Source organism: Pseudoalteromonas sp. P1-9 (genome assembly GCF_001399975.1).
Classification (GTDB): domain Bacteria; phylum Pseudomonadota; class Gammaproteobacteria; order Enterobacterales; family Alteromonadaceae; genus Pseudoalteromonas.
In genome coordinates, this window is the sequence record NZ_LKBD01000013.1 from 13,969 (window position 1) to 37,654 (window position 23,686).

A 23,686-nucleotide genomic window follows, 5' to 3' on the forward strand; every position below is an offset into this window, starting at 1 on the left:
GGCAAAACGTTACTCCACCTTCTCATTCGCTTTTAAAGGTTAATTGCGTGCTGCAGAACTATTTATAGCTAATATTTTGAAAGTTAGGCATAAAATGCAGTCAATAGGCTGCATTTTATGCCTTTGTTGATTATGTTTTGATGGGTTATTCTGATTTTAACGCTCGCATATCGGTTATTAGCTCTTCTAATTTTTTAAATTGTCGTCCGTAGATCATATTTAGGTCTAGGCGATAGAGCGCTGCTGAATATTTTATCACCACCAGAAGTAGCACAGTAATAACAGCCCACACATAACCAGGAATATCCAGAAAAACATACTCAGTTGGGTAGGCTTTTAGTAACCGCGCCATCACGCGAGTGCCAGCACCACTCGCAAGTCCTTGCGTCACCATTCCAATGTAAAATAATGGGTAGAAAAACTTGTAGTATACAGCGTATCTCGTTATTGAGTGTTGAAGCCATGCATTAAAGCTTTCTAAATACTCTAAACTACTTTGTCCTTTCGATAAATTGTATGAGTTACCTAACTCTTTTCTCGCCATTAGGACTAAGGGAGCCAGTAATACGCAAATATATATGCCAAGCCAAGGCGCACCGATTAAACTCAGTACTACAATTAACAACGAGGCTCCGACTACGATTGCTTTAATGTTCACGGCAAACATATGTTGCAGTTTGTCGACCAAATTTTGCGACTTTCTATTATACAAGTCGTTAACTTTTGGTATTGATAATTCACCTTCACTTACAAATCCCTGTTTCCACATTGTTTCAATTGATTTGTTCATGTGTTTACTCCTGAGCGTTTATAAACTTGTTTAATCTTTCTTTAATGCGCGTAATACGCACGCCAATACTGTTGGTGTTAGCACCAATAATCTCTGCGATTTCACTGTACGTTTTCTCTTCTAAATAAAGTAAAATCACTGCTCGGTCTATCTCAGATAAATGTTTAATAGCGTTGTAAAGCACGTTAATATCGTCTGAATTAAATGCTTTTAAATCATCGTGTACCTCGTCAGGTAATGCATCAGACACAAAGTGTTTTTCGCCTTGCTTGCGTTGTTTTAAATTGGTTAAGCATACATTTAACGCAACTTTGTAAATCCAAGTTGACCATTGTGATGCAGCATTAAAACTGTCTTTGCTTCGCCATATTTGTAGGCAGACCTCTTGGTAATAGTCATCAAAATCTTCTTGGCTATGTGTGTATGCCCGACATATTTTGATGATGATTCCCGCATAGGGCAGTATCGATTGCTGATAAAAATCGCTTCCCATTCACCTTGTTCCGTTTTGTATTTTCTTTAGTTAGTGGATTAAAGATGCTGTTTATTACAGCTTATTGGAATTTTTTTTGCGAAGGAAAGTATTTAAAGATAAAACGTTAACAGTAAAGCGCAGTAAACTTTTATAAATTGTCTCGTAACCAAGCAACTTGCTACTTTCATTCAATCAAGCGTACTTTAAATACTTATTTGTAATTTATTAGTCGCTTAGGTAACGTTCTAATAAAAAAGAATAAGGCCATTATTGTGGATTTAGAACATAACGCAAATCAAGTTTCAACGCATTTAAGCGCGTGTGCGAATTGCGATACGCCTCTAGAAAATAAATTTTGCCCTTCATGCGGGCAGCGGTATCGCTCAGAACGGTTATCATTAAAAATGCTGTTGATAGACATTCCATCGCAATGGCTTAACCTCGATAAGGGCTTTTTTTACACGTTCTTTCAACATTTTAAATCGCCGGGTTCCGTTGCAAAACGTCATGTAGAAGGGCAACGGGTTATTTTTACTAATCCGTTAACTTATTATTTGATTGGCGCAGCCGTGCAATTACTAATGTTGCTTGTGTTTAAAGACGTTTTATCTGAAAAAATGATTGCGCAAGTACAACAATCCCCCGAAATGCTCGAAAGTTTAAAAGGTCTATTGGGAGAAAATGCCCCTAAAAAGTATGCTGATTTGTATTTATCGGTTATCAATCAGGGTTATACCTATTTAGGGTTTATTTTCTTATGTATTCCGTTTGCACTCTTTCTACGCTTATTTTCAAAAAAGCATCGACAGGTTTATAACACCGCAGAAACACTGGTGTTCTCTTTTTATACTATGGGGCATTTTGTGTTGTGTACTGGATTATTGGGCTTTATCAGCATGATGATTAACCCTGACGTTCATGCCCCAATATCAGTTCTAATATGCTTTGTATTTGGTTGGCTCTCTTGTCGCGGTTTCTATGGCAAAGCGCATCACAATGGTATTGCATCTTTTTTTGCCCTTATGTTGACGTTTGTAACCTTTCTTTCCACTCTCGTGATTATGATGGGAATTGCACTGCATACGCGATAAAACCATATTTCCTATAGAGAGTTTTGAAGTGGAGATGCTTGGTAAAGCGAACTCGCTTACCAAGTATCATTATCGTCGCGCTTGCTAGCCTTATTTTTACCTGTAAAACTCACCTCGTTAAAAAATCCGATAAACGTAAATAATGCTACCCATAGCACCCATAAATGATTTGGTGCAGTAAACAGGTTAATTAATGTTAACCCGATAAGCAGTGGCAAATGTCTTAAGCTGTATTCAATAAAGTGTTTAATTACGTTGTTCATGATATCTCTCCTTGTTTAGTTGATGTAATAATTGTGGCAAATGTTCGCACGCAGCACAGCTGCCAATTGTCATCAATGTAAGGTGACAATTGTCATTAATTGCTGTTTTATTTGTTAGTGGGTGTATGGACTAATTTTTCTCCTTTTTGCTACGTTATTTGTATTCACACTACCGGCTTGCGGAACTGATACTTACGCGTACGGTCGGTTTTTGATAAATATTCCAAAGTGTCGCGTCGCTGAGTTCAATAGGTATACCAAACGAGCTTGTTGAAGTGTAAGGGGGTCACGATTAGAGTAACCTTAAGTAGTAAAGATTTTGCAGCGTATCGGGCGTTATTACGCTATTTTATTTGGCTAGGGTAGTTGACGGTTAATTGCACGAAATAATTATAGATAGCAATAACGTTAAGATAATTTAATGTGTTTTTAAGGACCAGGATAAGGTTCAAGCTTACAGTTCGGCTTAAAAATAAAAAAGCGCATATGAAAATGCGCTTTTTAAAAATTGAGGTGTATAAAAGTTAGTCTGTTTGTCGTAGCGCTTGTGGAAGTACCGCATTTAAAAGAATGCCTAAAATGGCGCACAAGCTAACACCCTGTAGGCTGAATTCATCACCACCAATCTGCATACCACCAATTCCGAAGACTAAAATTAGCGCAATAATCGTGAGGTTTCGTGGTGCGGTTATATCTTCGCCGGACTTCATCAAGGTATTTAATCCTACTACCGCAATTGAACCAAATAATAAGATCATAATTCCCCCCATCACAGGCACCGGAATTGTCTGTAAACTCGCGCCCATTTTTGCCACAAATGCTAACACAATCGCTATAACTGCGGTCCATAACATCACGCGTGGGTTAAAGTTACGAGTAAGCATAACGGCACCAGTTACTTCTGAATAGGTTGTATTGGGTGGACCGCCAAATATGGATGCAGCGGAGGTGGCTAAGCCATCGCCCAGTAGTGTGCGGTGCAGCCCTGGCTTTTTCAAATAGTCTTTACCTGTTACTTGGCTAATCGCCATCATGTCACCGATGTGTTCAATGGCCGGAGCAATGGCTACTGGCACCATAAACAAAATAGCTTGCCATTTAAACTCTGGGTAGGTGAATGCTGGTATTGCAAACCATTTAGCATCGCTTACAGCAGCAAATTCAACAATGCCTAGAAACAGTGACACAAGGTAGCCTGTGATAACGCCTGCTAAAATAGGCACAAGTTTAAATACGCCTTTACCCCACACAGCAAATATTAATGTCACTAGTAACGACAAACCAGAAACCCACAATGCCTGATCATAAGGCACTAGCTGCGCACTACCATCACCTGACTTGCCCATAGCCATGTTCACTGCGACAGGCGCGAGTGCTAAGCCAATTACCATAATTACTGGGCCAACCACGACAGGTGGCAATACTTTATGCAGCGCATTTACACCCTTAAGTTTTACAATGATACTCAGTGCAAAATAGCAAAACCCTGCCACCATTAAGCCGCCCATTGTAGCGGGCACACCCCACATCTGAACCGATGCGATGATCGGTGCGATAAACGCAAATGACGATGCTAAAAATATAGGGACTTGGCCTTTCGTCACAATATGAAACAGCAACGTACCGATACCTGCTGTAAACAATGCAACATTTGGGTCTAAGCCCGTAAGCAAAGGTACTAATACCAAAGCACCAAATGCCACAAACAGCATTTGTGCACCTGTTAAAATGGTTTTTAACGAAAATGTTTTATGATTTTCCACGGGAAGGCCTTAAACGGTACCAAAAATTTTGTCACCGGCATCTCCAAGGCCAGGAATAATATATCCTTTTTCGTTTAAATGGCTGTCTAGTGAGGCGGTGAATATCTCAATATCAGGATGTGCTTCAAGGGTTTTTTCTACGCCTTCAGGTGCAGCAACCAGTACAATCACTTTAATATCTTTACAGCCTGCTTTTTTTAGCATGTCGATAGTGGCAATCATTGAGCCACCTGTTGCTAACATTGGGTCGATAACAAGGCTTAAACGTTCATCAATTTTGCCCACGAGCTTTTCAAAATAGGGGACTGGCTCTAAGGTTTCTTCATTACGTTGAAGACCAACAACACTTACTTTGGCGGATGGAAGTAATTGCATTACCCCATCCATCATACCAAGACCTGCGCGTAGAATTGGCACTACAGTAATTTTTTTGCCTTTAATGTGTTCTACATTGAGATCAGAACCATCCCAGCCCGTGATTTGCACATTTTCTAGCGGTAAATTTTTTGTTGCTTCGTATGTGAGCAAAGTACCTACTTCAGACGCTAGCTCACGAAAACTTTTTGTACTAATGCCTTGTTCGCGCATAAGGCCAAGTTTGTGTTGAACCAATGGGTGAGTAATGACATGGATAGACATATGTAGAACCTAAATGAAATAAATTACGCTTATTTTAGCGTAAAATCGCATTTTAGACCGCAAAAAATACATGTTGACTGCATAAATTTATGAGAGAGTGTTCCTGTTTTTAATTCAAATTCAAATGTTCAGGGCACTGGAACACTATTAGTAATAATATTGTTATGAGACTGTGAAATGGACGAAATTATGTTGGCTTTAAAAATGTGACACAACAGGAAGGATATTGAATGAATTTTCTAGGAGAACGATCCGCTGAAGAGTAAGCATTTGAACCGGAGTTGTAAGTAAGAGAGTATGCCAGAATCAATCTGCTAGCATACTCTGTTCAGAGATCTACGAGTTAACCGTGATCGTTGGATCCCATTGGTAATATCCTTTTAATACGGGGTTTTGATGGTCGCGGTCACGTACGTATACAGCAAATTGCACTTGATAGTTTTCAGTACCGCGATTGGTTACACTTGCTGATAAAAAAGAAAAGTTTCGATCCGCAAATGTAACTGGCAGGCCGTTTGAACTATTGCTTGGCACATAAGAGCTTTTGGTAAATGAGTTTACTTCGAATGTACTAAAGACTTGGTCGCCACCATAGCGTTTAATACCGATAATTTGTACTTGATTTTCAAAGTTATTCGAACCAGACACACCAGAAAAACGCACCTCATCACCTACCGCCGCGGCGAAATTTAAATCTGCACCGCCTTGGCCCGATATTGAATTGTTACCATTTACTACCATATATTCAAATTCGTGGCTAACAGGTGTAGGGTTGTTAGGGTCAGTACTACCAGATGGGTATTTTTTTAATAAGCCGTCTGTATCAATTACGATATTTACATTAGTTACAATTGACATGATTTTTTCCTTGTTCCAAATTTAATAGCAGGGATTTTGCTATTTTCAGATAACTAAATCGTAATGGCTCACAAATCTTGTGCGTTCCATCACTTTGAGATCGGCAATTTGCCTATCTCAAAGTTAAAATTAGTTGAAATGCCTATATTTGTTATTACAAAGCATTACGTCGTAATGTTTTTATAGGCTGTAAAGAATAAAGAGCATTTAATTTCATATTGTTATGATTGTTTTAAGTACTGGTGCCATTGTTTCTTGCAAAAGGTCGCTAGCTTCAGACTATATAAAAGGCATTTGTATATTTGTTAAGGGCATGGATAACTAATAGATTTTTTAAGTTTTAAATATTGACCATTTGGTCAATATTCGCGATCCACTAATATTCAGTCCAATACAAATAGCAGGCACTGCCGAGAGGCAAATACTTGAAGTAAGAAAGTAGTGTAGGTTCTGATTGGACTTACTTGTCAACTATCCATAGCCCTGTTAATTAAGGCGAACAGACCCTAGTATAAGATGTAACGTTGTGGGTTTGATTGCTCCGAGCTAGTTGTGTCGAGAGATTAGAATAACGAGCGGTGCTTTAATACAAAAACTCATATTTTGCGACGAGATTATCGTATTCTTTTGTTTGTTTATAGAGGCTCATCTCCCGATTGAAGGCAAGCATCAGTTTTTCATCAGTAAACGCGATGTGATAGGTCGTTTTTGGAAATAATCGATGAATGACTACATTAGCCATATGTGAACCGCCAAGTAGCTCATTGCTCAAGTAGTTAAAAATATTAATGTCCATAACGACAAAATCGACCTTGCCTTTTAGTAGCATTTCAACTTGCTTACGTTGATTGGGTAATTCTAAATACAGAGGACTTTTTTTGGCGGCTTCTCGATACTCATCACCAAGAACTACCGATGCGTTTTGAAACGCAACAATCGTATGATTTTTTAAATCTGTTATTGAATCGATTTCAATACTGCGCCCTTTCAAACTGATGGCAGCATTTTGATAGGAAATATAGGGCTCGCTAAGTACTAAGCCTTCTATATCCATGTGCTCGTTCATTGTTAATGCGGCGTCTACTTTTTTTACTTTAATAAGTGTGTTTGAGCGACCAAATGGCACATAAACATAGCTTACTGAATACCCCATATTAGCGAATATTGCTGAAACCATATCGAGTTCAAAGCCGGAGTTTCTCTCTTCAATCACATAAGGTGGTTTATTCCAACCAACAGAAATAGAAAGAGAGTTGGCGATAGCAAAGCTTGAGAAGCCGTTAACTGTTAGTAGAAACAGGTAGGTCAAAACTACATAGCTTCGCGTTAGTTTTGCTCGTTTTATATCCATAAATCTCGCCTTTTTGTTCAGATTACTTGAGCTTAGGTCAAAGTATCTCGGTTTGATAATTAATTGTAACGGATTTGCGTAAATCGAGTGTTTAAAAGGCTGATACGGACAAGGGAGCTATGTAAGGCATAGTACCATTGCTTCTTATTTTTGCCAGTATTCGTGTATTATTACGCTATCAATAGCACAGTAACATTAAAAGTGAGAATTAAGCATAATGGCAAGTACAGCACATGCTCTACACATTTTGGTAAAACATAAAGAGCAAGCGGAAGATATTCTCAAGCAGTTAAAAAAAGGGGCAAAGTTTCAAACTTTGGCAAAAAAATATTCTAATTGCCCGTCGGGTAAGAAGGGTGGTGATTTAGGAGAGTTTAAACGCGGCACCATGGTGCCTCAATTTGATAAAGTGTGTTTTTCTTGCGAAGTGCTCACCCCACAATTAGTTAAAACTAAATTTGGTTGGCATATTATTAAAGTGCTTTACCGCACCTAAACGACACTAAGCGGTATAAAAGCTGCTATCGCTGCCCAAAATGAATATGTGTTTAAAGTAAACACACATAAAAGCGGCATTTCAGCCGCTTTTAAAATGGTTATTTTAGCTCGCTCGGACACTGCCAAGACGCTGTTTTTTGGTGTGTGTATTGATAACACAAGCCGCTGCTTTTAATCTCAATGTCGTTAATAAAGCCTGTTAAATCATCAAAGCTTTGTTCGCCAACTTGATTAAAACAACGTAAAAAACCATCACCTACCAAGCAGGTATTCTGCTTATGTTGTGTAATCACATACACATGAGAAAAACCATGTGTTAATGAGGTAACTTGTTTTGCATTTTGACCCCAACATTGCCACTGAGCATTTTTAAATTGCACGCAGGCCGTGTTACTCCCAACCATATTTAGGCGTTCAATTTCGCCCGATAGCGAGGGGAGCTCGCTTACAATTGGGTTTGCCGCATTACCAATACATTCAACATCATTATTTTGTGTGAGTAAGCAGGCAACTTCGTCACTCAATTTTAGCTGTCTGTGTTGGCTGGTATCGAGGGTAAACCTAATAGTACCGCCATCATAAATACACAGCGTATTGCGGCCACTAACCGAGCAGCTAATATCGTTCCTATCCAACCGTTGTGTATGGTACATATTAATGAGTTTATCGCTTTGCGTTGTTGACTCATGTTGATTAAATGATGCGTTTAGGTTGATTTCACCGTGAAACGACGGTGAACTTGCGTAGCTAAATTCACCACTATCTGATTGCACAATATCACCAATCGGCGTGTTGCTTTGCCACTGTGCGTTTTCTTCGCGTAAGGTATCGTCATAGTAGATTTGGTCGAACAATTTTATTTGAGAGCCAGCGTAAAACTGCTCAGTTAACCCAGTGTAGATGGTAAAATGAGATGGTTTTAGTCTTAGCTTAAAATAATCATTTACTTGGTAGTCACCCACAAACGCAGTAACTTGCAGTGTGGTTTCTGTTTCTGTGGTGATGTTGTTTGAGAGCAGTGCCAGCTGAATCGTGTTATCAACTAAGTCTGCATTTTGTGTCGCAAAAGATATCGTAGTAAACGGTACATCAATAGCAACAGAATCTATTAAATCATACGCGTTTGATACATTTAATGTGAAATTACCCGTTTCGCCGTTATATACAGGCAATGGACTGTCGACATTATGGCCAATGTTAAGCTCGGTATCTAATGTATGGTGGTTTAATACGCGAATAGATTGAGTTAAGGTTCGCTGGTTGCCATTAGTTAAAGTGAGCGTTGCCTGTGCTTCTAAATCAATAAAAAAGCCACTGTTTACCTCAGGCACAGTAATATTAAGGCGATGATCTTTGGCGTTATAATTTTGCTCAGTAAGGTTGTTTACAGTCCAATCAATGCTCGCAATTTGCTCTGGATTTTCTGTTATTACATCAACAAAAACTTCATGTCCTTTTACCGCCAATGTACGGTTTGCTGCCAAGCTAATATTAGAATAAACGGCGACATCTTTAATTGTTACCGGCACTTCAGCAATTTGTGTTTGATTTGCGCTTGTCACGCTTACTTCAAGTACGAGTGTTTGGTCGCTATCAACTTGAGGCGCTTTAAACGATACAGTTTTTGATGTGTCACCGGTAAGCGCAATATCACTATTGTGCCAACGCCACTGAATTTCAGGTTGGCTGTCATTTGAGTTTATCGTCACGCTTATGCTGGCATCTTTGCCTTCATCAATAACGTAACGCTCAGGAAGAGATATCGACAAAAAGTCTGTGGTGTCTGGATTGACTGTAATACGTGTATGTTTTTGTGAGAGCTGACCATTGGCGGTAACTGATATAATGGCGTTGAATGATTGTGTTTGAGTTACATCGGGCGTTAATAGTATTAATGATGATGTGGCCTGAGTGCCATTTAGCGAATTTTGTACATTTATATCTGCGTTTAGTGGTTCATCTAGCTGCCACGAAATGTCTGAAATAACATGATTCGCTTCGATTTGCGTAGTTAATTCAAAGTATGAGTTTTCTTTTGCAGAATATGCATCAAGCAAGTCAAACGTTACTTGCGCAGATTTAGGCTTTATTGTAACCGTAATATCCTGACTATTTGCTGCATTTTTATCGTCTCGCGCGGTTAAAGTTAACGTGAGTGTAGTTTCTGTTGTCACAGTTGGTAATTGAACACTAGTAGTTGCAAGTGTTGACTGCGTGATCGCAACTTGGTTGATATCGTTCGACCAAGTTAATGAAACCGGATCGTTTTCGGGATCCGTTACTTTGTGTTCAATGGTAAGTATTGCACCGCTTTGTGCAGTAAATGCCGATTCAATCGTCAATTGAGGGGCACTGTTCACAACGGGTGGTGGTTTTTTGCTTGATGATCCACCGCAGCCGACCAACAGCATTATGGTTAATAAAATAATTGCGTCACGCATCCTTGTTCCTATTTAAAGTATTAACTCTAGCCCGCAAATGTACTTATATACCTGAAAAGATAAAAGCGTGCTGGGGCGAAAGGCATTTAACTGATGACAAAAATGGGTAATTTATTGGATTTGATTAAAGTGCCTTAAATAGCAAGGGATTGCTTAGTTGGTGCAACAACAAGTTGTTCAGTTAAGTATACTTCAATCACCGTTTAAGATTGCGGTACTGTAAATTGCTTTTGACCAATGAATAGGCTCCTTGTAAACCCAAACCGAATAGTCTTAAAAACTTGTGGTCCGACAAGTGAGTTGTTAATCTCGAAATACTAATAACTATAAAGGTAACATCATGCAGGAATTTTTCGAAAAGTATCCAATTCACACTAAAATCAACGTTGTATGGGGTGAAATGGATGCATTAGGGCATGTAAACAATGTGTCTTATTTTCGATATTTCGAAACCGCGCGTATCGATTTTTTAACACAAACTGGACTACTTTCAGTGTTGTCGGACCCTACCAGCAGCCCAGTGCTTCGCGATACCTACGCGCAGTACAAACGACCCGTCACCTTTCCAGATACACTCTATATTGGCTCGTATATTACTGATATTAAAAGTGACCGTTTTACTATGCGCTATGAAGCGTTTAGTGAATCACAACAGGCTATTTGCACTACAGGCTACGCCAATGTGGTGATGTTTAATATGAAAACAGGGCAAAAATCACCTATTTCAGAAGACATGTTAGCGGTATTAAAACAGTACGAAAAAGACGAGTAATTAAACAAATTTTCGCTTTTAATAAGCGTTATTTTTAAAACGTAAAAGGGGTCAAACTAGACCCCAACACTGTTATCTCATTAATTTTGATTAGGTGTGTTTTCGGCAAAATATTCGTGGCTATCGGCGTTTTCAATAGTTCGTGCTTGGCAAATTAAACGATGCAAACATTTTTAAATTGAGACGCAGTTAGCAGGCGACCCGCCTAAACGGCATTTTTTGTTTATAAGTAATGCAGCGCCAAGCCCATTCTAGTGGCCCATATTGATAATGTGATAGCCACCATTTACTCAATAGAGACTGTATAACAAAGCTCATTAGTGCAATAACAAAACACATTAACGGGCTAAGTGTTTGGTATAGCGAAAGTCCTAAATCTGTAAATAAAAATAAGCCAATTACACTGTGAAGAATGTAATTACTTAGAGCAAGGCGGCCAACATAGCTAAATTGCATCAACAGTTTTTTTATAAAGCCATGGTGCCAAAGCCAAGCAATTGCCCACAGGTAACAAAGGCCAAAGGTAATATCACTTAAAAACATTAATTTAAACCATAATGGCCTTAGTAACTCGTGGCGATAAAGCTCGCTTTCCGGTAACCAAAAAAGGAAAACTGCACGATAAATGCTGGTTAAAACCAATGCAAAAATTGCTGGGTTTTTAAAATAGGCTAGCCATTGTTTTGAACCTAACGCAAGCGTACTTTTACCAGCAGCAATACCTAATGTAAACATCGCAAATGCCATTGGCGCAAGATAAAACAATAGCATAGGTAGGTTTGCCATATATTCGTGAAAACGAAGTTGTATTGTCTCAAAGTATGTACCTTCGCGCAGCGTGCTAATAATCCCTTGTTCACCATACGCTAACAGGCCTTTATCAAGAGGCGTCTCTAGGCTTTTTAGAAATAATTCAGCAAGGTTGTCATAAAACGGAAAAACTAATAATCCTGTCCCAATCAAAAATAAAACGCGTACATTTAATTTAACCATGGCTAAACTAAGCAGCCCTAAAGCAGCGTATAAATGTAAAACGTCACCAGACCAAAACAAGGTTACATGTAGTGCACCAATTACGAATAATGCGCTCATTCTACGTGTAAAAAAGCCTAAATAAGGTTTGTTGTTTAACTGTTTTTTAATGATTTGCGAAGTGATACCAAAACCAAATAAAAACGAGAAAATAGGGAAGAACTTATTGTAAAAAAAGAGTTGTAATATCCGATTTATAACTTCGCTCGTGGTATCTTGGAATTGACTTGAAAAGGCATCTTGGTTGATAAACAAACAATGCATAATTGTGATATTAATAAAAAAGATGCCGAAAATGGCAAATCCACGAAAAATATCGAGCAGTGGATCTCGCTGAGCTGGTTTCATTGTATTTGTTATTGTTGTTTTTTATTAATGATGACACGGTCGAATGCCTAATGCCAGAATGAATGCAATGATGGATTGGGTCATACAGTGATAAGTCTTTGACATATTTATTGGTAATAAAAAACGTAATTTCAAAAAATTAATCTTGTTTAAATCTTATCAAAAAAAGTTTCGTCTAATACAAGGTCTCAAATAAAAATAATAATGGAAGAAGATGATTATTAAGCGCTTAATTTTAGTATTGCTATGTGTTTTTGCTTTTATGGCTAACAGTGCGTTGGCGAGTGAACACACACAAAACTTGCAAAACATGTTAACGCCAGCGCAGATGAAAGAGGATATAAATGCTTGGCAAGATTTCGTGAAGAAAACTCACCCCGATTTAAGTATTCGAATCAAAAATATTGCCGAATTTGAAAGCTCTCTTACGGTCTTTAAACAATCCATCACCAAACCAATGCATGTAAACGATTTTTTGTCACAATTCGCACAATTTAATAGCCAATTTAACGATGCGCATATGTTGGTTTTTACGCGTAGCCAAAAAGGACTCGCAAAAGAAGTGATTAAGAAAGAAGGACTCTTTCCATTTGAAGTGACTGTTAACAAAGGTAAAGTGTACCTTGCAAGCTTACTTGGCGGTAGTGAATCTCCGTATGCTAAATCTGAGCTTATCACTATTAATGGCCAGTCAATTAATATGATTTATAATACTTTAATTACACGTATGTATGGCGATACCGTAAAACACCGTGAGCGTTTACTGTCAGACAAATTTGCATTGTTTTACTGGTTGTTCGTCAATAAAACAGAGCATTTTAAGCTTGAAATTAAAGAGGGTGCATCTTCTCAAGTTATTGAGATGTCAGCTGCTAAAATTTTACCTAAATCATTCAACAGCAAAACATTTGAACAAACGTTTAAGTTTGAAATTTTAAATCAGCAACAAGCACTTTTAACAATTGATGAGTTTTGGTGGCAAGACAAAAAGCGCTTTTATGGTTTTACAGAAAATGTTTTTAAGCAGCTAAAAGAACAACACATAAAGCACCTCATTATTGATGTGCGCAATAATGGTGGCGGCGATGACGATATGTGGAAACACGGTATTGTCAAATACATCGCAAAAAAGCCGTATCAACATACCAGCAAATATGCTAAAAAAATTATTGCAAAATATATGGATGAGGGCGAAACCGAAGGCGATGTGGTAACTAAGTTATTTGACCGTTTTGAGCAACCAGTAAAAGATGAGCCGTTAAAGTTTAACGGTAAAGTGTCCGTTGTTGTAGGTGGTTATACGTATTCTTCAGCTATTTTATTTGCTAACACCATGCAAGATTTTGGTTTTGCTGAAATTGTGGGAGAAGAATCTGCGGGCTATTCGTGGCAAACTGGGGGTATTCAGTTTTTTACGCTTCCGCACTCAAAACTAAAAGCTGTAACACCTCGCTTTTATTTAGAAAGACCAAGTGGTAAGCAAAAAGGGTTACCGGTCACTCCGGATAAAGAATTGAAAGACGATGTGCTAAAGCCGTTGCAGTTAATTGACAAAATAGCGTATGAATTTAATACATTAGCCAATTAAACAAAAAAGCCTTTCCGAAGTCATATTGGGAAGGCTTATTTTAATTGTTTTTTATAATGGTAAAACAGTTTTATGGTTTGCTTCATAGGCTGTCCTAAAGGTTATTTTGTTAGCATATAAATGCCGCCAATTGCTGCGCCCGTTACAATGGCATTTGCCATACCTGCTGTAATTAAGCCTGCAATAACAAAAGTGCTTAGTGACGCGACCATTAACATATCTATGGTGTTTGCATTGTTCATTTGGGTTTCTCTTTATTTAAATCAGTTATTTAGTTAATAAATAAGCGCTGCCAATTGCTGCACCTGTTACGATTGCTGTTGTCATACCAGCAGTTACTAAACCTGCAACTACAAATGTTGTTAAACCAGCTGCCATTAAAATTTCGATTGCGTTTGACGTGTTCATATTATATTTCCTATTCAGTTTTTTTTGAGTAAAGCGTTTTGCTTGAGTTAAAGAATAGGCGAATCGACACTGCTATCCTGCCCTTTGTGATGTGTGGTTAAATAAGGTGATGTTTGGAAAATATCGGTGATGAAATAACAAGGCAGAGTGTGATTTAAGTTTATTGAGATTTAAGCGTGTTACTTCTCTGTATTTTGCAAGCTATTCTGGTTTGTTGATCGTATTATTGAATCGAACACAAAATGAGGTATCCAATGCGCAGTTTAATCACATTATTTATTGTTATCGCGTTTTTGAGCGGGTGTAGTAATTCAAATTGGCGAACAGCAAGTCGCGAACCTGCGGGCATCGCACCTAATCCAATGCTAGTTAATGATGCGGTTATTGAATTTTATGGTGCCGATGCGTTTAGTTGGCGCGGCTGGTTTGCCGTGCATACTTGGGTCGCAATAAAGCCTGAAAATGCGAAAGAATACACCGTCTATGAAGTGGTAGGTTGGCGTGTAAAACGAGGCTTACCAGCACTTAAAAAGTACACAACTACAACACCTGATCGTTATTGGTACGGTGCAAAACCCGAGAAAATCCTATCAATTACTGGCGATAAAGCGAAAAAGTTGATACCAGAAATTATAGCTGCGACAGAGCGTTACCCATGGGCAAACGAATATACTTTGTTACCGGGTCCTAACAGCAATACGTTTCCTGCATGGCTCGGTTTACAAGTAGAAGAACTTGAACTAGACATGCCATTTAGTGCAATTGGCAGCGGTTACGCTGATACTGAAGTGGGAAAATAACTCGTTTTTTTGTGTGAAACTCGGCATTTGTAAGTTGCATGAGTTATCACGTTTATCCGAGCGAAATTGTAATAAAAAAGCCAATTGAATGATTCAATTGGCTTTTTAACGTTATTCATTAAGTATATTTACTACAAATAAACTACTGTGTAACACCTATAACTCGTTACTACTCCCAGATTATTTACGCCGTTGCCTGTACGCTTTTGCTTGTTAAAGGAATACGTTTGCCATTAAGTAAAACACCAACCGCTGTGTTTCTAACAAGAAAATGATAGGTGATTAGCCCAATAATCATGGTGAGTGAAATGGATACTAAAAATTTTACCAAAGCCGGGGTCGCTAGGTTAATAAGCGCAAACTGAATGTATAACAAAACCGGTACATGAATTAGGTAAAGCCAATAAGAAGCGTCAGACAAATAACGACTTGTGCTGTTTTCAACATTTAACCATTTGTAACCTGCAATAAAACTCACAAATGTTAAGCTTAAAATGGCTATGGTTTGTGTAATCACAGGTACAAATGCAATCACTTTGGGCGCTGAGCTGCCTGCTTTAGCGGCTTCAATAACTTGCTCGATGGTGAATGCAGGCGGTAATACATAAAAATAGCCAACGGTAGATACGGTTGCTAACAATAACAGCCAGTGAAATTGCTTCGCGATCTGTGTAATTTTATCTTTATGCTCAAAAAGCCCTGCACCCACTAAAAATAGCAGGCCATAAAAGCCAAATGACCAAAGTTCTGGGTACAGTTTATCTGGCGGTGGAAACGGCACAGCCACGTTAAGCATTGAAATAGTAATTATGATTGGCAATAAAGCACACAAAAACAGCGGTCTAACAACCCATGAGAGTACTAAGTTATATACTTTTTGACTTTTAGTAAGTAACCAAAACAACATGCAAAACTGCATTAAATTCCACAAAAACCATAAATGGCCTGTCGAAATTGGCAGGTCTTTTACTTGTTCAAATACCACATATACGGCGGGTGTGGTTTTTGCAAAGTCTAATCCCCACGTAATGGCGTGAAATGTTAAGCCAAATACAAGCGGAATGAAGATGAAAAAAGGCAGTAACACCCGTTTAAAGCGGTTTTTTATAAAATGACGACTACCGCGTTTATTGACCAGTAACGCGGCGCAAAAACCAGCGATAACAAAGAACAACGGCATGCGAAATAAGTGAGATCAATTAGCAAAGTAGTTAAATAACACATGATTAGTCGTGTCGGCGGTAAACCACACATTTCGAAAGTAAGGACCATACGCTAGCGCTGCATGAAATGCGATACCGAGCAAGAGCGCGATACAACGCAGGTTATCTATATAATGAAAGCGGCTTTGAGTGTGCATTCGTGCTTCCTTTAAACGTTAGCCAGTAAGTAAATAATTAAAACCGAGAATCACTCTCAACAAAGGTGCCGTTGTTATCGCTATTAATCTTGGAGTCTTTGGCTTATATAGTTGAACGCTGTGAGTAGCGAAGTCTAAAAACAGTTTAGTTACTTCGCTCGTTATCAGTTCGCTCAATGGGCGAAATACACGGTCATCCTTGCATGATGTATACGCGTTAATATTACCAATAAAAGCAATAAAATCTAAGTGTTAGATTAAGGCGATTACCTCATTACCGCCGCTTTTCAATACAACAAGCATGACAAGGGATAGCGCTTATTCAGGTGTGTGTTACGGCGCTGGTTTTAGTTAAAAAATAAATAATTTCTTACAATATCAACCACGTAATTAAAACTAAGAGCATTTAAAGTAAAGAGCAATATTGACGAACACTAACCATTAGGAACATGTATGCGCGTTAGTCACAAGGTAAAATTCGGATTAAGCTTTTTAGTTACGGTAATGATGGGCCACGTACATGCTAATCAGCAGCAACTGCTCGCGCACGATGGCAAACACGGTGATAATTTTGCTTACGGCGTGGCGATTGATGGCAACACCATTTTAGTCGGTGCACATAAGGCGGATAGTAAAAACGCGCAAGATAGTGGGTCAGGATATATTTATTCACTGGGCTCAAATGGTTGGCAGTTTCAACAAAAGCTTATTGCACGCCCTGCGTTTTCCAACGATACCATGGGTGGTAAGGTTGCATTAAAAGGTAATATGGCGCTTTTGGGAGCAATTGGTCGAAGCGATAAAGGCGAAAATGCGGGCGCGGTAATAAGTTTCGAGCACGCATCTAATAACTGGCAACAAACACAAGTGCTGGGCGCATTTGACGCAAAGCCTGGTGACTCGTTTGGGCAAAGTATTGCGCTCACAGAAAAAATATTAGTTATCGGCGCACCAAAAAGTGATGCCATCGCCAAAGATGCGGGTGCGGTATACGTTTATCAACGCGTTAATAATGCATGGCAATATCAGGTAAAACTAACGGCAAGAGATGGCGCAGCGGGTGACCTATTTGGTATTAGTCTTGCAATTGATGGTAATACAGTGCTTGTGGGCGCAGATCTAAATGATCAGCAAAATAACAATGCCGGCGCTGTTTATGTGTTTGAGTTAAATGGTACGTCATGGCAACAACAGGCTAAATTAGTGGCATCAGATGGCGGCGATACTGATATTTTTGGTGTGCGTGTTGCAATATCAGGCGATACCGCGCTTATTTCTGCGCGTCGCGATGACATCGAGGAAGTTGGCAAAGACGCAGGCTCTGCGTATATTTTCGTTCGAAAAAATGGCAAATGGCGCCAGCATCAAAAATTACGCTCGCCCGATTTAAAAGCCGATGATAGATTTGGCCGAGGCGTCGCATTACAAGATAACACTGCACTTGTTAGCGCAATGCACCATGATGCCAGTGGTGAAAATGCCGGTGCAGTTTACGTTTTCTACAAAGTCGGCGATACATGGCAATATTCATCGAAAATAGTTGCCGAAAACGCCGCCCCTCACGATAAATTCGGCTGGAACATTGCAATGTCAAATAAACATGCCGTAATTGCAACGCCTAATCGCGATGATAACGGCGAGCAATCGGGCACTGCGTACGTTTACACATTGCAAACGACTAAACCGTAAAACAATGCCAGCAAGGCGATTTAAGTTGCGTTCAATTATTGGGAATAGGGCACTTTTTTACTGTAAATTTAGCTTAGTTAATGCCACCGCATTTAAATTAACGTAAAATGCGCCATAATCTTTGTTTATAGGTGCAGGTTTGTCGCACTTTATAAATACACCCATATATTTTGTAGGCAAAGCATTGCAGAATATTTCTGTCTGAAGGCAATCATGAAAAAAACATTTGAATTAACGCACCCAAAAATTAAGTTAGCACGACGTGTAGATGCGGTTAAGCATGAAATTAAAAAATACATCAAGCGTGAGCGCAATAAAAAGCTACCAACTGGCGCGGACTATTGGGATTTTGATTGTCAATTTGGCAACACAGAAGCGGAAGCCAAGCCAGTTCACTTATCGCAAATTAATAAGCTAATTGACCAAACGCAGGTTGAAAATCTAACGTCGTTCTACGTTGAGATTTTAGCAAAACCAGCTGCAAGACAATCTCGCATTGAACAAGATGACGATTTTGATCATGATGATGACTTTGATATGGATGACGAAGACTAAGTACTTCGGTTAAGCCACTTCGCTTGGTCGCTAAAAACACTAAGCTATTTATTCCAAAAAGCCGAAGCACAATGCTTCGGTTTTTTTTGTTGTGTTGCGATAGTCGATTGAGTGTTAAATAAACTGGAGCCATTAATTAAAAGCTTTAATTTATTTAATAGTTACAAAGCGCTTGGCATAAATGTTAGTTACATTTTGTTAGGTTTCTCTTCGCTAAAATGGAAGATAACCAAGTAAATAGTAAAATACCCAGCATATCAGCGGCGTAATCAAATATATCTAACGTTCTTGTTGGTAAAAAATGCTGGCTTAATTCTTCAAACGTCACAAAAATAAAAACCGTCGTCGTGCCCCAAAATATCTTGATTTCACCTAGCTTGAATACCTTAAATTTACTAGCAAGGTTAGCAAGTAAGGTGAGCACGCCAAATAACCCAAGGTGTCCGACCTTATCACCATATGGAATTAAGCGAACAAGCTCAAAGAAAATGCTTTGTTGCCCAGTGTTGGCTAGGTAGATAATCCAGATAATAAAGACAAAGAACACACTGGATAGGGTTATTGTTAGTTTATGCATAGGTTTTTCTTTTTGCGCCTCTTTCATAATTGTTTTGTTATATGTTTCTTTCGCGATTTTTGATGCGGAACGTATAAATTAAATAAACAACAATGTGAATGAAAAAAGCCGGTACTACTAATAAAAGATCTAATCTAATATTTGTTTTCGGAGTTAAGGACAGCTCAGCTAAAAAAGCTAACGCAACAATTAAAATTAATGAAATATTAAGCTTATTTTGAAGCCTTTGTTTATATTCTACCCCCATACTTCTGCTTTTTAGAACCAACAGAATAGCCGAGCAAGGTATTAAGAGTTGGCTTACAAAGCAAAATAAATAAAGATACTTCCAAGGTTCATTTTCATAGGAAGCTTGACCTATGGATGCATTGCTAGCGATAAGAAAATATAAAGTAAGAACATACAAAAATGAATAAAATAAATATTTCAAATTAAACTCCTTCTATGAAAACGTCGTGCTTAACCGGCGCAGAGTAGCAGGCTAAAATTAGCGAAAAGGAGCGCAAGCCTGCTGCTTTGCGTACCTTGGTTGAAGCGTTTGTTAGCTTTCGTTTTGCTCTAAATTTTCACGACTAGAATATAGTAATGTAAGAAAGAATAGTGAAATTAAACCTATCCCGACTCCAAACCCTAAGCCACTTCCATAAAGAATATTGTAGGAAGGATTAAAAATATTAGCTTTGAGAGCAATACCATCTTGAATAACGATCATTAAATAACCTAAGCTTGAATAGCTATAGTAAATAAAGCCTAAGTTGACGGTCAATAATTGTAAAATTTGATTTATTATAGATAAATTGAAGCCCAGCTTTTCTCGTTTGAAAAGATAATAACCTGCTACCCCGTTAAAAATAGCAATACAAAAAGGTGCTATATTTACCAAAGCTTGTTGTTCCGAATTAAAATTTATAAAACCCGCATAAATGAATGCAATGGCTGTAATTACCTGAAGCCAAGTTAGAATTTTCAGGCGGTTTTCAGCTTTTATGATAAAGCTTTCAGTCTGTTCTTTTTCGTAATTTTGAACTTCATCCTTTCTTGAATTTAGTTCTTCAATTAATTTTTGATAATTATCAGGATAAGCATCCTTATCAATTGATTCTAAACTCTCTTTTAATTCACTTATTGAATAGTTCTCAATTACTCCTAGAAAGCTTACAGCTTATTAGTGCGCATTTTGATTTAAGGAAGCTATCCACAACCTAAAACTCGCAGGCTAATAAAATTTTTATTTAATATTTTTAGTAGGTTATCAGTAGTCTTTGACGCGAGCAACGGGAAAATGGTTTGGTAAATATGTGCTATTACAAAACCGCGCCTAAAATGGCGCGTTTTTGGCTAATGCTACTTAAACCTGCATTTTTGCAAAGGTGAACAGTCAACACTAATTTTTTGATAAAGCAAAATGAAACGTCTGTTATTTACTTAAGAAGCGAAGTTTAATACTGACTCAATGACGCAGCTAATCATGATAACAGCATCTCCATTTATCCGTGTAGTATCACACCACAAGAAAGCGAGAGCCTTGTTGGCACTCGTTTATGCAGTGATATATCCGACCACATATTTAGCCAATAGACAGATGTAACGTTTGTTTTAAAAAGCCTACGTCAGAGCTGTAAACATCTTAAAGGCGGTTTAGTTTATGTCACTTATCGGCGCTTACGTTTATTTGATTTCTTTTTACTTGATGTATCTGGCATAGGTTCAAAATTGCCATATTCATCGTCATCAAACTGATTCGTTTTGGACTTTTTCCCTGCCGTTTTGCCTTTTTTAGGTTTGCTAATGCCTTGCCCGCCCCACAACTGTTCGGCTCGTTGAATACTCGGTATAAACCCGGCGACTACCTGCTGTTCAAACTTACGGTTGATAAGGCGCTCAATGGCATTCAATTGCTTGCTTTCATCGCTGCTAAATAACGAAATAGACACACCTTTTTTGCCAGCACGTCCGGTGCGGCCAATGCGATGCACATAATCTTCCGCCACATAAGGTAAATCGTAGTTAATTACGCAAGGTAGGTGGTTAATATCAATACCACGTGCGGCAATGTCGGTAGCAACGAGTACGTTTATATCGTTGTTTTTAAATGCCGTAAGCGCCTCAGTACGGGCGTGCTGTGTGCGATTAGCGTGAATTGATTCCGCGCTTATACCAGCTTCTTTTAATGTGGTTACGAGTGCATCGGCACCTTGCTTGGTGCGGCTAAACACCAATACTTGCTGCCAGTTATGTTTTGACAATAAGTGAATTAACACATTACTTTTTTGATTTTTTTCAACGTGATAAAGCGTTTGCTTGATGTTATCAACTGTTGTATTCGCGGCTTCAACTTCAATCAATTGTGGCTCGTGTAACATGGTATTTGCAAGCGTTCTAATCTGATCAGTAAAGGTTGCTGAAAACATTAACGTTTGGCGCTTATTCGGTAATAATTCACTGATTTCTTTTATGTCGTCAATAAACCCCAAGTCCAACATGCGGTCGGCTTCATCAAGCACTAGGGTGTGTAACTGGTCAAAACAAACGGCGTTTTGTTGATGTAAATCGCGCAAGCGCCCAGGCGTTGCAATTAACACATCAACACCTTGCTCAAGTGCGGCTATTTGCGGCTCAATTCGCACACCACCAAATACGGCCAATGAACTTACATTTAAGTGTGCGCTGTAATTGCTCACGTTGGTTGCCACTTGTGCAGCAAGCTCGCGAGTTGGCGTAATTATTAACGCTTGTACATTCCTTTTCGTTGTTTTTTCGGTAATCAATTGCAATATCGGAAGAACGAATCCGGCCGTTTTTCCGGTACCTGTTTGGGCAATGGCTATTACATCTTGGCGTTTTAAAATAGTTGGAATTGCTTCACGTTGAATGGCAGAAGGCGCATCGTAACCTTGCTCTGCAATTGCGGTTAGAAGTGCGTTGTTAAGACCAAGGGTTTTAAAACTCATGTAATGTGTTCTCAAAAGAATGAATAAGAAAAGGGTGCATGTTAAGAAGCGAAGCAATAAGCACACTTCATCGCGAGCTGTATTCTATCACCTTTTGGCATTTTAGTAATTTTGAGAATGGAGTGTATAAATGAAATGCTCGCGCAATTGCTTAACTGCGCGAGAATAAATAGCCTGAGTGTTTAAGCTTAACTTAGCAACATGTTTGCTGCCATAATCACCAATAGCACAGCAAAAATCTTTTTAATGGTGCTAACAGGCAAGTGATGGGTCGCTTTAGCGCCAAGCGGAGCGGTAAACCACGAAGTACAGACAATGCCAAATAACGCTGGCAAATACACAAAGCCGGCGAAACCTTGCGATAAACTCAGTTGTTCACTACCCGACACAATATAGCCAACCGAGCCAAACACTGCGATTACAATGCCACACGCTGACGCGCAGCCAATCGCTTTTTTCATATTCACCGAAAAAAATGTCAGTAGCGGTACAAGTACAGCGCCACCACCTATACCAATCATTGCTGATAAGCCGCCAGTAAGTGTGGTAAGCACAGTGAGTAGCCCTTTATTGGGCAGCTTACGGGCTGTGTCATCAGTTTGAGTGTTACCAAACATCATTTTTATGGCAATAAATACAACGCTGACAACGAATACCAAACGTACGGCCTTTTCTGGTAGCATTGCAGCCATAAAGCCGCTTAGTAACGCACCTAATGCAACGCCTGTCATAATCCAAGGCGCTAGCTGCCAAGGCACATTGCCATTTTTATGATGGGCAATAGCAGAGGAGGTTGATGTAAACAAAATAGATGCAAGGGATGTGGCAACTGCGGTGATCACAATTTGTTCTTCTGGCAGCACGGAAAAATGCAACAAAATCATACTTAAAATGGGCACAATCACTAAGCCGCCGCCAATTCCCAGTAAGCCAGCAAGAAAGCCAACACCACTGCCTAATACTGCACAATAAACAAATAGTTCGATTAGTTCACTCATTCCATCGCCTCGTTTTTATAGTTGATTTGTCGTCGCTGGCGTTGGAGCAGAAACTTATAGATTCGCTTATGCCTACAACAAAGGCGCAAAAGTATAGCAATATTGTGTTTAATTACAGATAGATAAACTGCAGTTGCGCGGTGAGTAATATTCACATTCAACATGAAGTAAATTTAATTTAGCAGTTTAGATGTTTAGATATCTTAACTTCTTTTGTCTTGTGCATGCTTTTTCGTTGTAAAAAGTGCGAAGCGAAGTGCTAAGAAATGAATATGCTTCACGTTTTAAGTGAAAGAAAACCGTTTTTCTTCATGATACTGAGCGCGTATAAATTACTCATCTTTTAACGTGAACTTATTTTCAGTCACCGCAAGTGAGCCGTAATACAGTTTTAAAACGGCAGAAAGTGAAATGGAAATACACTGAATTTACACATTGG

25 protein-coding genes are annotated in these 23,686 nt (G+C 38.8%); 7 read left to right on the top strand and 18 right to left on the bottom strand.

All coding sequences use genetic code 11. The features are described 5' to 3' along the window. Positions 1-145: 145 nt before the first annotated feature. Complete coding sequence (locus AN214_RS10015) at positions 146-790, bottom strand: hypothetical protein (protein WP_054979602.1); 645 nt, start codon at positions 788-790, stop codon at positions 146-148. 4 nt (positions 791-794) lie between these two features. Further along, a complete protein-coding gene (locus AN214_RS10020; protein ID WP_054979603.1) occupies positions 795-1,283 on the bottom strand; it encodes an RNA polymerase sigma factor in 489 nt (162 codons plus the stop codon). 254 nt (positions 1,284-1,537) lie between these two features. Between AN214_RS10020 and AN214_RS10025 the strand changes: the two genes are divergently transcribed. Beyond that, positions 1,538-2,356, top strand: coding sequence for a DUF3667 domain-containing protein (locus tag AN214_RS10025; protein WP_054979604.1), 819 nt, complete (start codon positions 1,538-1,540; stop codon positions 2,354-2,356). 56 nt (positions 2,357-2,412) lie between these two features. Here AN214_RS10025 and AN214_RS10030 read toward each other — a convergent pair whose 3' ends face one another. From AN214_RS10030 to AN214_RS10050, 5 genes are all read right to left on the bottom strand, one after another. Then, positions 2,413-2,619 (bottom strand): hypothetical protein, encoded by a 207-nt coding sequence (locus AN214_RS10030; protein ID WP_054979605.1) that lies wholly within the window; start codon positions 2,617-2,619, stop codon positions 2,413-2,415. A 524-nt stretch (positions 2,620-3,143) separates the two neighbouring features. After that, entirely contained in the window at positions 3,144-4,382 is a 1,239-nt protein-coding gene (locus tag AN214_RS10035; protein ID WP_054979606.1) for a uracil-xanthine permease family protein, read from the bottom strand. A 9-nt stretch (positions 4,383-4,391) separates the two neighbouring features. After that, positions 4,392-5,021, bottom strand: a complete 630-nt coding sequence (gene upp / locus AN214_RS10040; protein WP_054979607.1) for a uracil phosphoribosyltransferase — start codon at positions 5,019-5,021, stop codon at positions 4,392-4,394. 336 nt (positions 5,022-5,357) lie between these two features. Continuing rightward, a complete protein-coding gene (locus AN214_RS10045; protein WP_054979608.1) occupies positions 5,358-5,879 on the bottom strand; it encodes an inclusion body family protein in 522 nt (173 codons plus the stop codon). A 583-nt stretch (positions 5,880-6,462) separates the two neighbouring features. Then, complete coding sequence (locus AN214_RS10050; RefSeq protein ID WP_054979609.1) at positions 6,463-7,230, bottom strand: ABC transporter substrate-binding protein; 768 nt, start codon at positions 7,228-7,230, stop codon at positions 6,463-6,465. A 217-nt stretch (positions 7,231-7,447) separates the two neighbouring features. Here AN214_RS10050 and ppiC point away from each other — a divergent pair, with 217 nt between their 5' ends. Then, positions 7,448-7,726, top strand: coding sequence for a peptidylprolyl isomerase PpiC (ppiC, locus tag AN214_RS10055; protein WP_010558734.1), 279 nt, complete (start codon positions 7,448-7,450; stop codon positions 7,724-7,726). A gap of 100 nt (positions 7,727-7,826) precedes the next feature. On the opposite strand, the gene AN214_RS10060 is transcribed toward ppiC, so the two are convergent. Beyond that, complete coding sequence (locus AN214_RS10060; RefSeq protein ID WP_054979610.1) at positions 7,827-10,169, bottom strand: hypothetical protein; 2,343 nt, start codon at positions 10,167-10,169, stop codon at positions 7,827-7,829. 340 nt (positions 10,170-10,509) lie between these two features. Between AN214_RS10060 and AN214_RS10065 the strand changes: the two genes are divergently transcribed. Continuing rightward, entirely contained in the window at positions 10,510-10,941 is a 432-nt protein-coding gene (locus AN214_RS10065; RefSeq protein WP_054979611.1) for a thioesterase family protein, read from the top strand. A 189-nt stretch (positions 10,942-11,130) separates the two neighbouring features. Here the strand turns inward: AN214_RS10065 and AN214_RS10070 are convergent, their stop codons facing one another. Next, the gene (locus AN214_RS10070) at positions 11,131-12,321 is read right to left on the bottom strand and encodes a DUF418 domain-containing protein (protein ID WP_054979612.1); all 1,191 of its coding nucleotides are present in this window, start codon (positions 12,319-12,321) and stop codon (positions 11,131-11,133) included. Positions 12,322-12,535: 214 nt separating this feature from the next. Here AN214_RS10070 and AN214_RS10075 point away from each other — a divergent pair, with 214 nt between their 5' ends. Beyond that, positions 12,536-13,909, top strand: a complete 1,374-nt coding sequence (locus AN214_RS10075) for a S41 family peptidase (RefSeq protein WP_054979613.1) — start codon at positions 12,536-12,538, stop codon at positions 13,907-13,909. Positions 13,910-14,010: 101 nt separating this feature from the next. Here AN214_RS10075 and AN214_RS22685 read toward each other — a convergent pair whose 3' ends face one another. Together AN214_RS22685 and AN214_RS22690 are read right to left on the bottom strand one after the other, a co-directional pair. Further along, positions 14,011-14,151 carry a hypothetical protein gene (locus tag AN214_RS22685; protein ID WP_161805674.1) on the bottom strand — a complete coding sequence of 47 codons (141 nt, stop codon included), beginning with the start codon at positions 14,149-14,151 and terminating at the stop codon, positions 14,011-14,013. Positions 14,152-14,176: 25 nt separating this feature from the next. Beyond that, a complete protein-coding gene (locus AN214_RS22690) occupies positions 14,177-14,317 on the bottom strand; it encodes a hypothetical protein (protein WP_158683525.1) in 141 nt (46 codons plus the stop codon). A 254-nt stretch (positions 14,318-14,571) separates the two neighbouring features. Between AN214_RS22690 and AN214_RS10080 the strand changes: the two genes are divergently transcribed. Beyond that, positions 14,572-15,117, top strand: coding sequence for a DUF3750 domain-containing protein (locus AN214_RS10080; protein WP_054979614.1), 546 nt, complete (start codon positions 14,572-14,574; stop codon positions 15,115-15,117). A gap of 184 nt (positions 15,118-15,301) precedes the next feature. Here AN214_RS10080 and AN214_RS10085 read toward each other — a convergent pair whose 3' ends face one another. Both AN214_RS10085 and AN214_RS23005 read right to left on the bottom strand, forming a co-directional pair. Then, positions 15,302-16,297, bottom strand: a complete 996-nt coding sequence (locus tag AN214_RS10085) for an acyltransferase family protein (RefSeq protein ID WP_235576735.1) — start codon at positions 16,295-16,297, stop codon at positions 15,302-15,304. A gap of 15 nt (positions 16,298-16,312) precedes the next feature. Then, positions 16,313-16,477 carry an acyltransferase family protein gene (locus AN214_RS23005; protein ID WP_235576736.1) on the bottom strand — a complete coding sequence of 55 codons (165 nt, stop codon included), beginning with the start codon at positions 16,475-16,477 and terminating at the stop codon, positions 16,313-16,315. A 453-nt stretch (positions 16,478-16,930) separates the two neighbouring features. Between AN214_RS23005 and AN214_RS10090 the strand changes: the two genes are divergently transcribed. Beyond that, complete coding sequence (locus AN214_RS10090; protein ID WP_054979615.1) at positions 16,931-18,166, top strand: FG-GAP repeat protein; 1,236 nt, start codon at positions 16,931-16,933, stop codon at positions 18,164-18,166. A 213-nt stretch (positions 18,167-18,379) separates the two neighbouring features. Next, complete coding sequence (locus AN214_RS10095) at positions 18,380-18,721, top strand: DUF6172 family protein (RefSeq protein ID WP_054979616.1); 342 nt, start codon at positions 18,380-18,382, stop codon at positions 18,719-18,721. Positions 18,722-18,905: 184 nt separating this feature from the next. Here the strand turns inward: AN214_RS10095 and AN214_RS10100 are convergent, their stop codons facing one another. The 5 genes from AN214_RS10100 to AN214_RS10120 form a co-directional block, all read right to left on the bottom strand. Further along, positions 18,906-19,298, bottom strand: coding sequence for a VanZ family protein (locus tag AN214_RS10100; protein WP_054979674.1), 393 nt, complete (start codon positions 19,296-19,298; stop codon positions 18,906-18,908). Between the two features lie 37 nt (positions 19,299-19,335). Then, entirely contained in the window at positions 19,336-19,728 is a 393-nt protein-coding gene (locus tag AN214_RS22475) for a hypothetical protein (protein WP_152960749.1), read from the bottom strand. A gap of 111 nt (positions 19,729-19,839) precedes the next feature. After that, positions 19,840-20,181, bottom strand: a complete 342-nt coding sequence (locus AN214_RS10110; protein ID WP_054979618.1) for a hypothetical protein — start codon at positions 20,179-20,181, stop codon at positions 19,840-19,842. Positions 20,182-20,950: 769 nt separating this feature from the next. Next, positions 20,951-22,249 carry a DEAD/DEAH box helicase gene (locus AN214_RS10115; protein ID WP_054979619.1) on the bottom strand — a complete coding sequence of 433 codons (1,299 nt, stop codon included), beginning with the start codon at positions 22,247-22,249 and terminating at the stop codon, positions 20,951-20,953. Positions 22,250-22,437: 188 nt separating this feature from the next. Further along, positions 22,438-23,247 (bottom strand): sulfite exporter TauE/SafE family protein, encoded by an 810-nt coding sequence (locus AN214_RS10120; RefSeq protein WP_054979620.1) that lies wholly within the window; start codon positions 23,245-23,247, stop codon positions 22,438-22,440. Between the last annotated feature and the right edge of the window lie 439 nt (positions 23,248-23,686).

Excerpts from the sequence above, each read along its gene's own strand:
- upp (WP_054979607.1), bottom strand. The coding sequence starts at position 5,021 with ATGTCTATCCATGTCATTACTCACCCATTGGTTCAACACAAACTTGGC.
- AN214_RS10095 (WP_054979616.1), top strand. The coding sequence starts at position 18,380 with ATGAAAAAAACATTTGAATTAACGCACCCAAAAATTAAGTTAGCACGA.
- AN214_RS10085 (WP_235576735.1), bottom strand. The coding sequence starts at position 16,297 with ATGCCGTTGTTCTTTGTTATCGCTGGTTTTTGCGCCGCGTTACTGGTC.
- AN214_RS10030 (WP_054979605.1), bottom strand. The coding sequence starts at position 2,619 with ATGAACAACGTAATTAAACACTTTATTGAATACAGCTTAAGACATTTG.
- AN214_RS10060 (WP_054979610.1), bottom strand. The coding sequence starts at position 10,169 with ATGCGTGACGCAATTATTTTATTAACCATAATGCTGTTGGTCGGCTGC.
- AN214_RS10075 (WP_054979613.1), top strand. The coding sequence starts at position 12,536 with ATGATTATTAAGCGCTTAATTTTAGTATTGCTATGTGTTTTTGCTTTT.
- AN214_RS10080 (WP_054979614.1), top strand. The coding sequence starts at position 14,572 with ATGCGCAGTTTAATCACATTATTTATTGTTATCGCGTTTTTGAGCGGG.
- AN214_RS10045 (WP_054979608.1), bottom strand. The coding sequence starts at position 5,879 with ATGTCAATTGTAACTAATGTAAATATCGTAATTGATACAGACGGCTTA.
- AN214_RS23005 (WP_235576736.1), bottom strand. The coding sequence starts at position 16,477 with ATGCACACTCAAAGCCGCTTTCATTATATAGATAACCTGCGTTGTATC.
- AN214_RS10070 (WP_054979612.1), bottom strand. The coding sequence starts at position 12,321 with ATGAAACCAGCTCAGCGAGATCCACTGCTCGATATTTTTCGTGGATTT.
- AN214_RS22685 (WP_161805674.1), bottom strand. The coding sequence starts at position 14,151 with ATGAACAATGCAAACACCATAGATATGTTAATGGTCGCGTCACTAAGC.
- AN214_RS10065 (WP_054979611.1), top strand. The coding sequence starts at position 10,510 with ATGCAGGAATTTTTCGAAAAGTATCCAATTCACACTAAAATCAACGTT.
- AN214_RS10050 (WP_054979609.1), bottom strand. The coding sequence starts at position 7,230 with ATGGATATAAAACGAGCAAAACTAACGCGAAGCTATGTAGTTTTGACC.
- AN214_RS10020 (WP_054979603.1), bottom strand. The coding sequence starts at position 1,283 with ATGGGAAGCGATTTTTATCAGCAATCGATACTGCCCTATGCGGGAATC.
- ppiC (WP_010558734.1), top strand. The coding sequence starts at position 7,448 with ATGGCAAGTACAGCACATGCTCTACACATTTTGGTAAAACATAAAGAG.
- AN214_RS10115 (WP_054979619.1), bottom strand. The coding sequence starts at position 22,249 with ATGAGTTTTAAAACCCTTGGTCTTAACAACGCACTTCTAACCGCAATT.
- AN214_RS10120 (WP_054979620.1), bottom strand. The coding sequence starts at position 23,247 with ATGAGTGAACTAATCGAACTATTTGTTTATTGTGCAGTATTAGGCAGT.
- AN214_RS22690 (WP_158683525.1), bottom strand. The coding sequence starts at position 14,317 with ATGAACACGTCAAACGCAATCGAAATTTTAATGGCAGCTGGTTTAACA.
- AN214_RS10090 (WP_054979615.1), top strand. The coding sequence starts at position 16,931 with ATGCGCGTTAGTCACAAGGTAAAATTCGGATTAAGCTTTTTAGTTACG.
- AN214_RS10100 (WP_054979674.1), bottom strand. The coding sequence starts at position 19,298 with ATGCATAAACTAACAATAACCCTATCCAGTGTGTTCTTTGTCTTTATT.
- AN214_RS10015 (WP_054979602.1), bottom strand. The coding sequence starts at position 790 with ATGAACAAATCAATTGAAACAATGTGGAAACAGGGATTTGTAAGTGAA.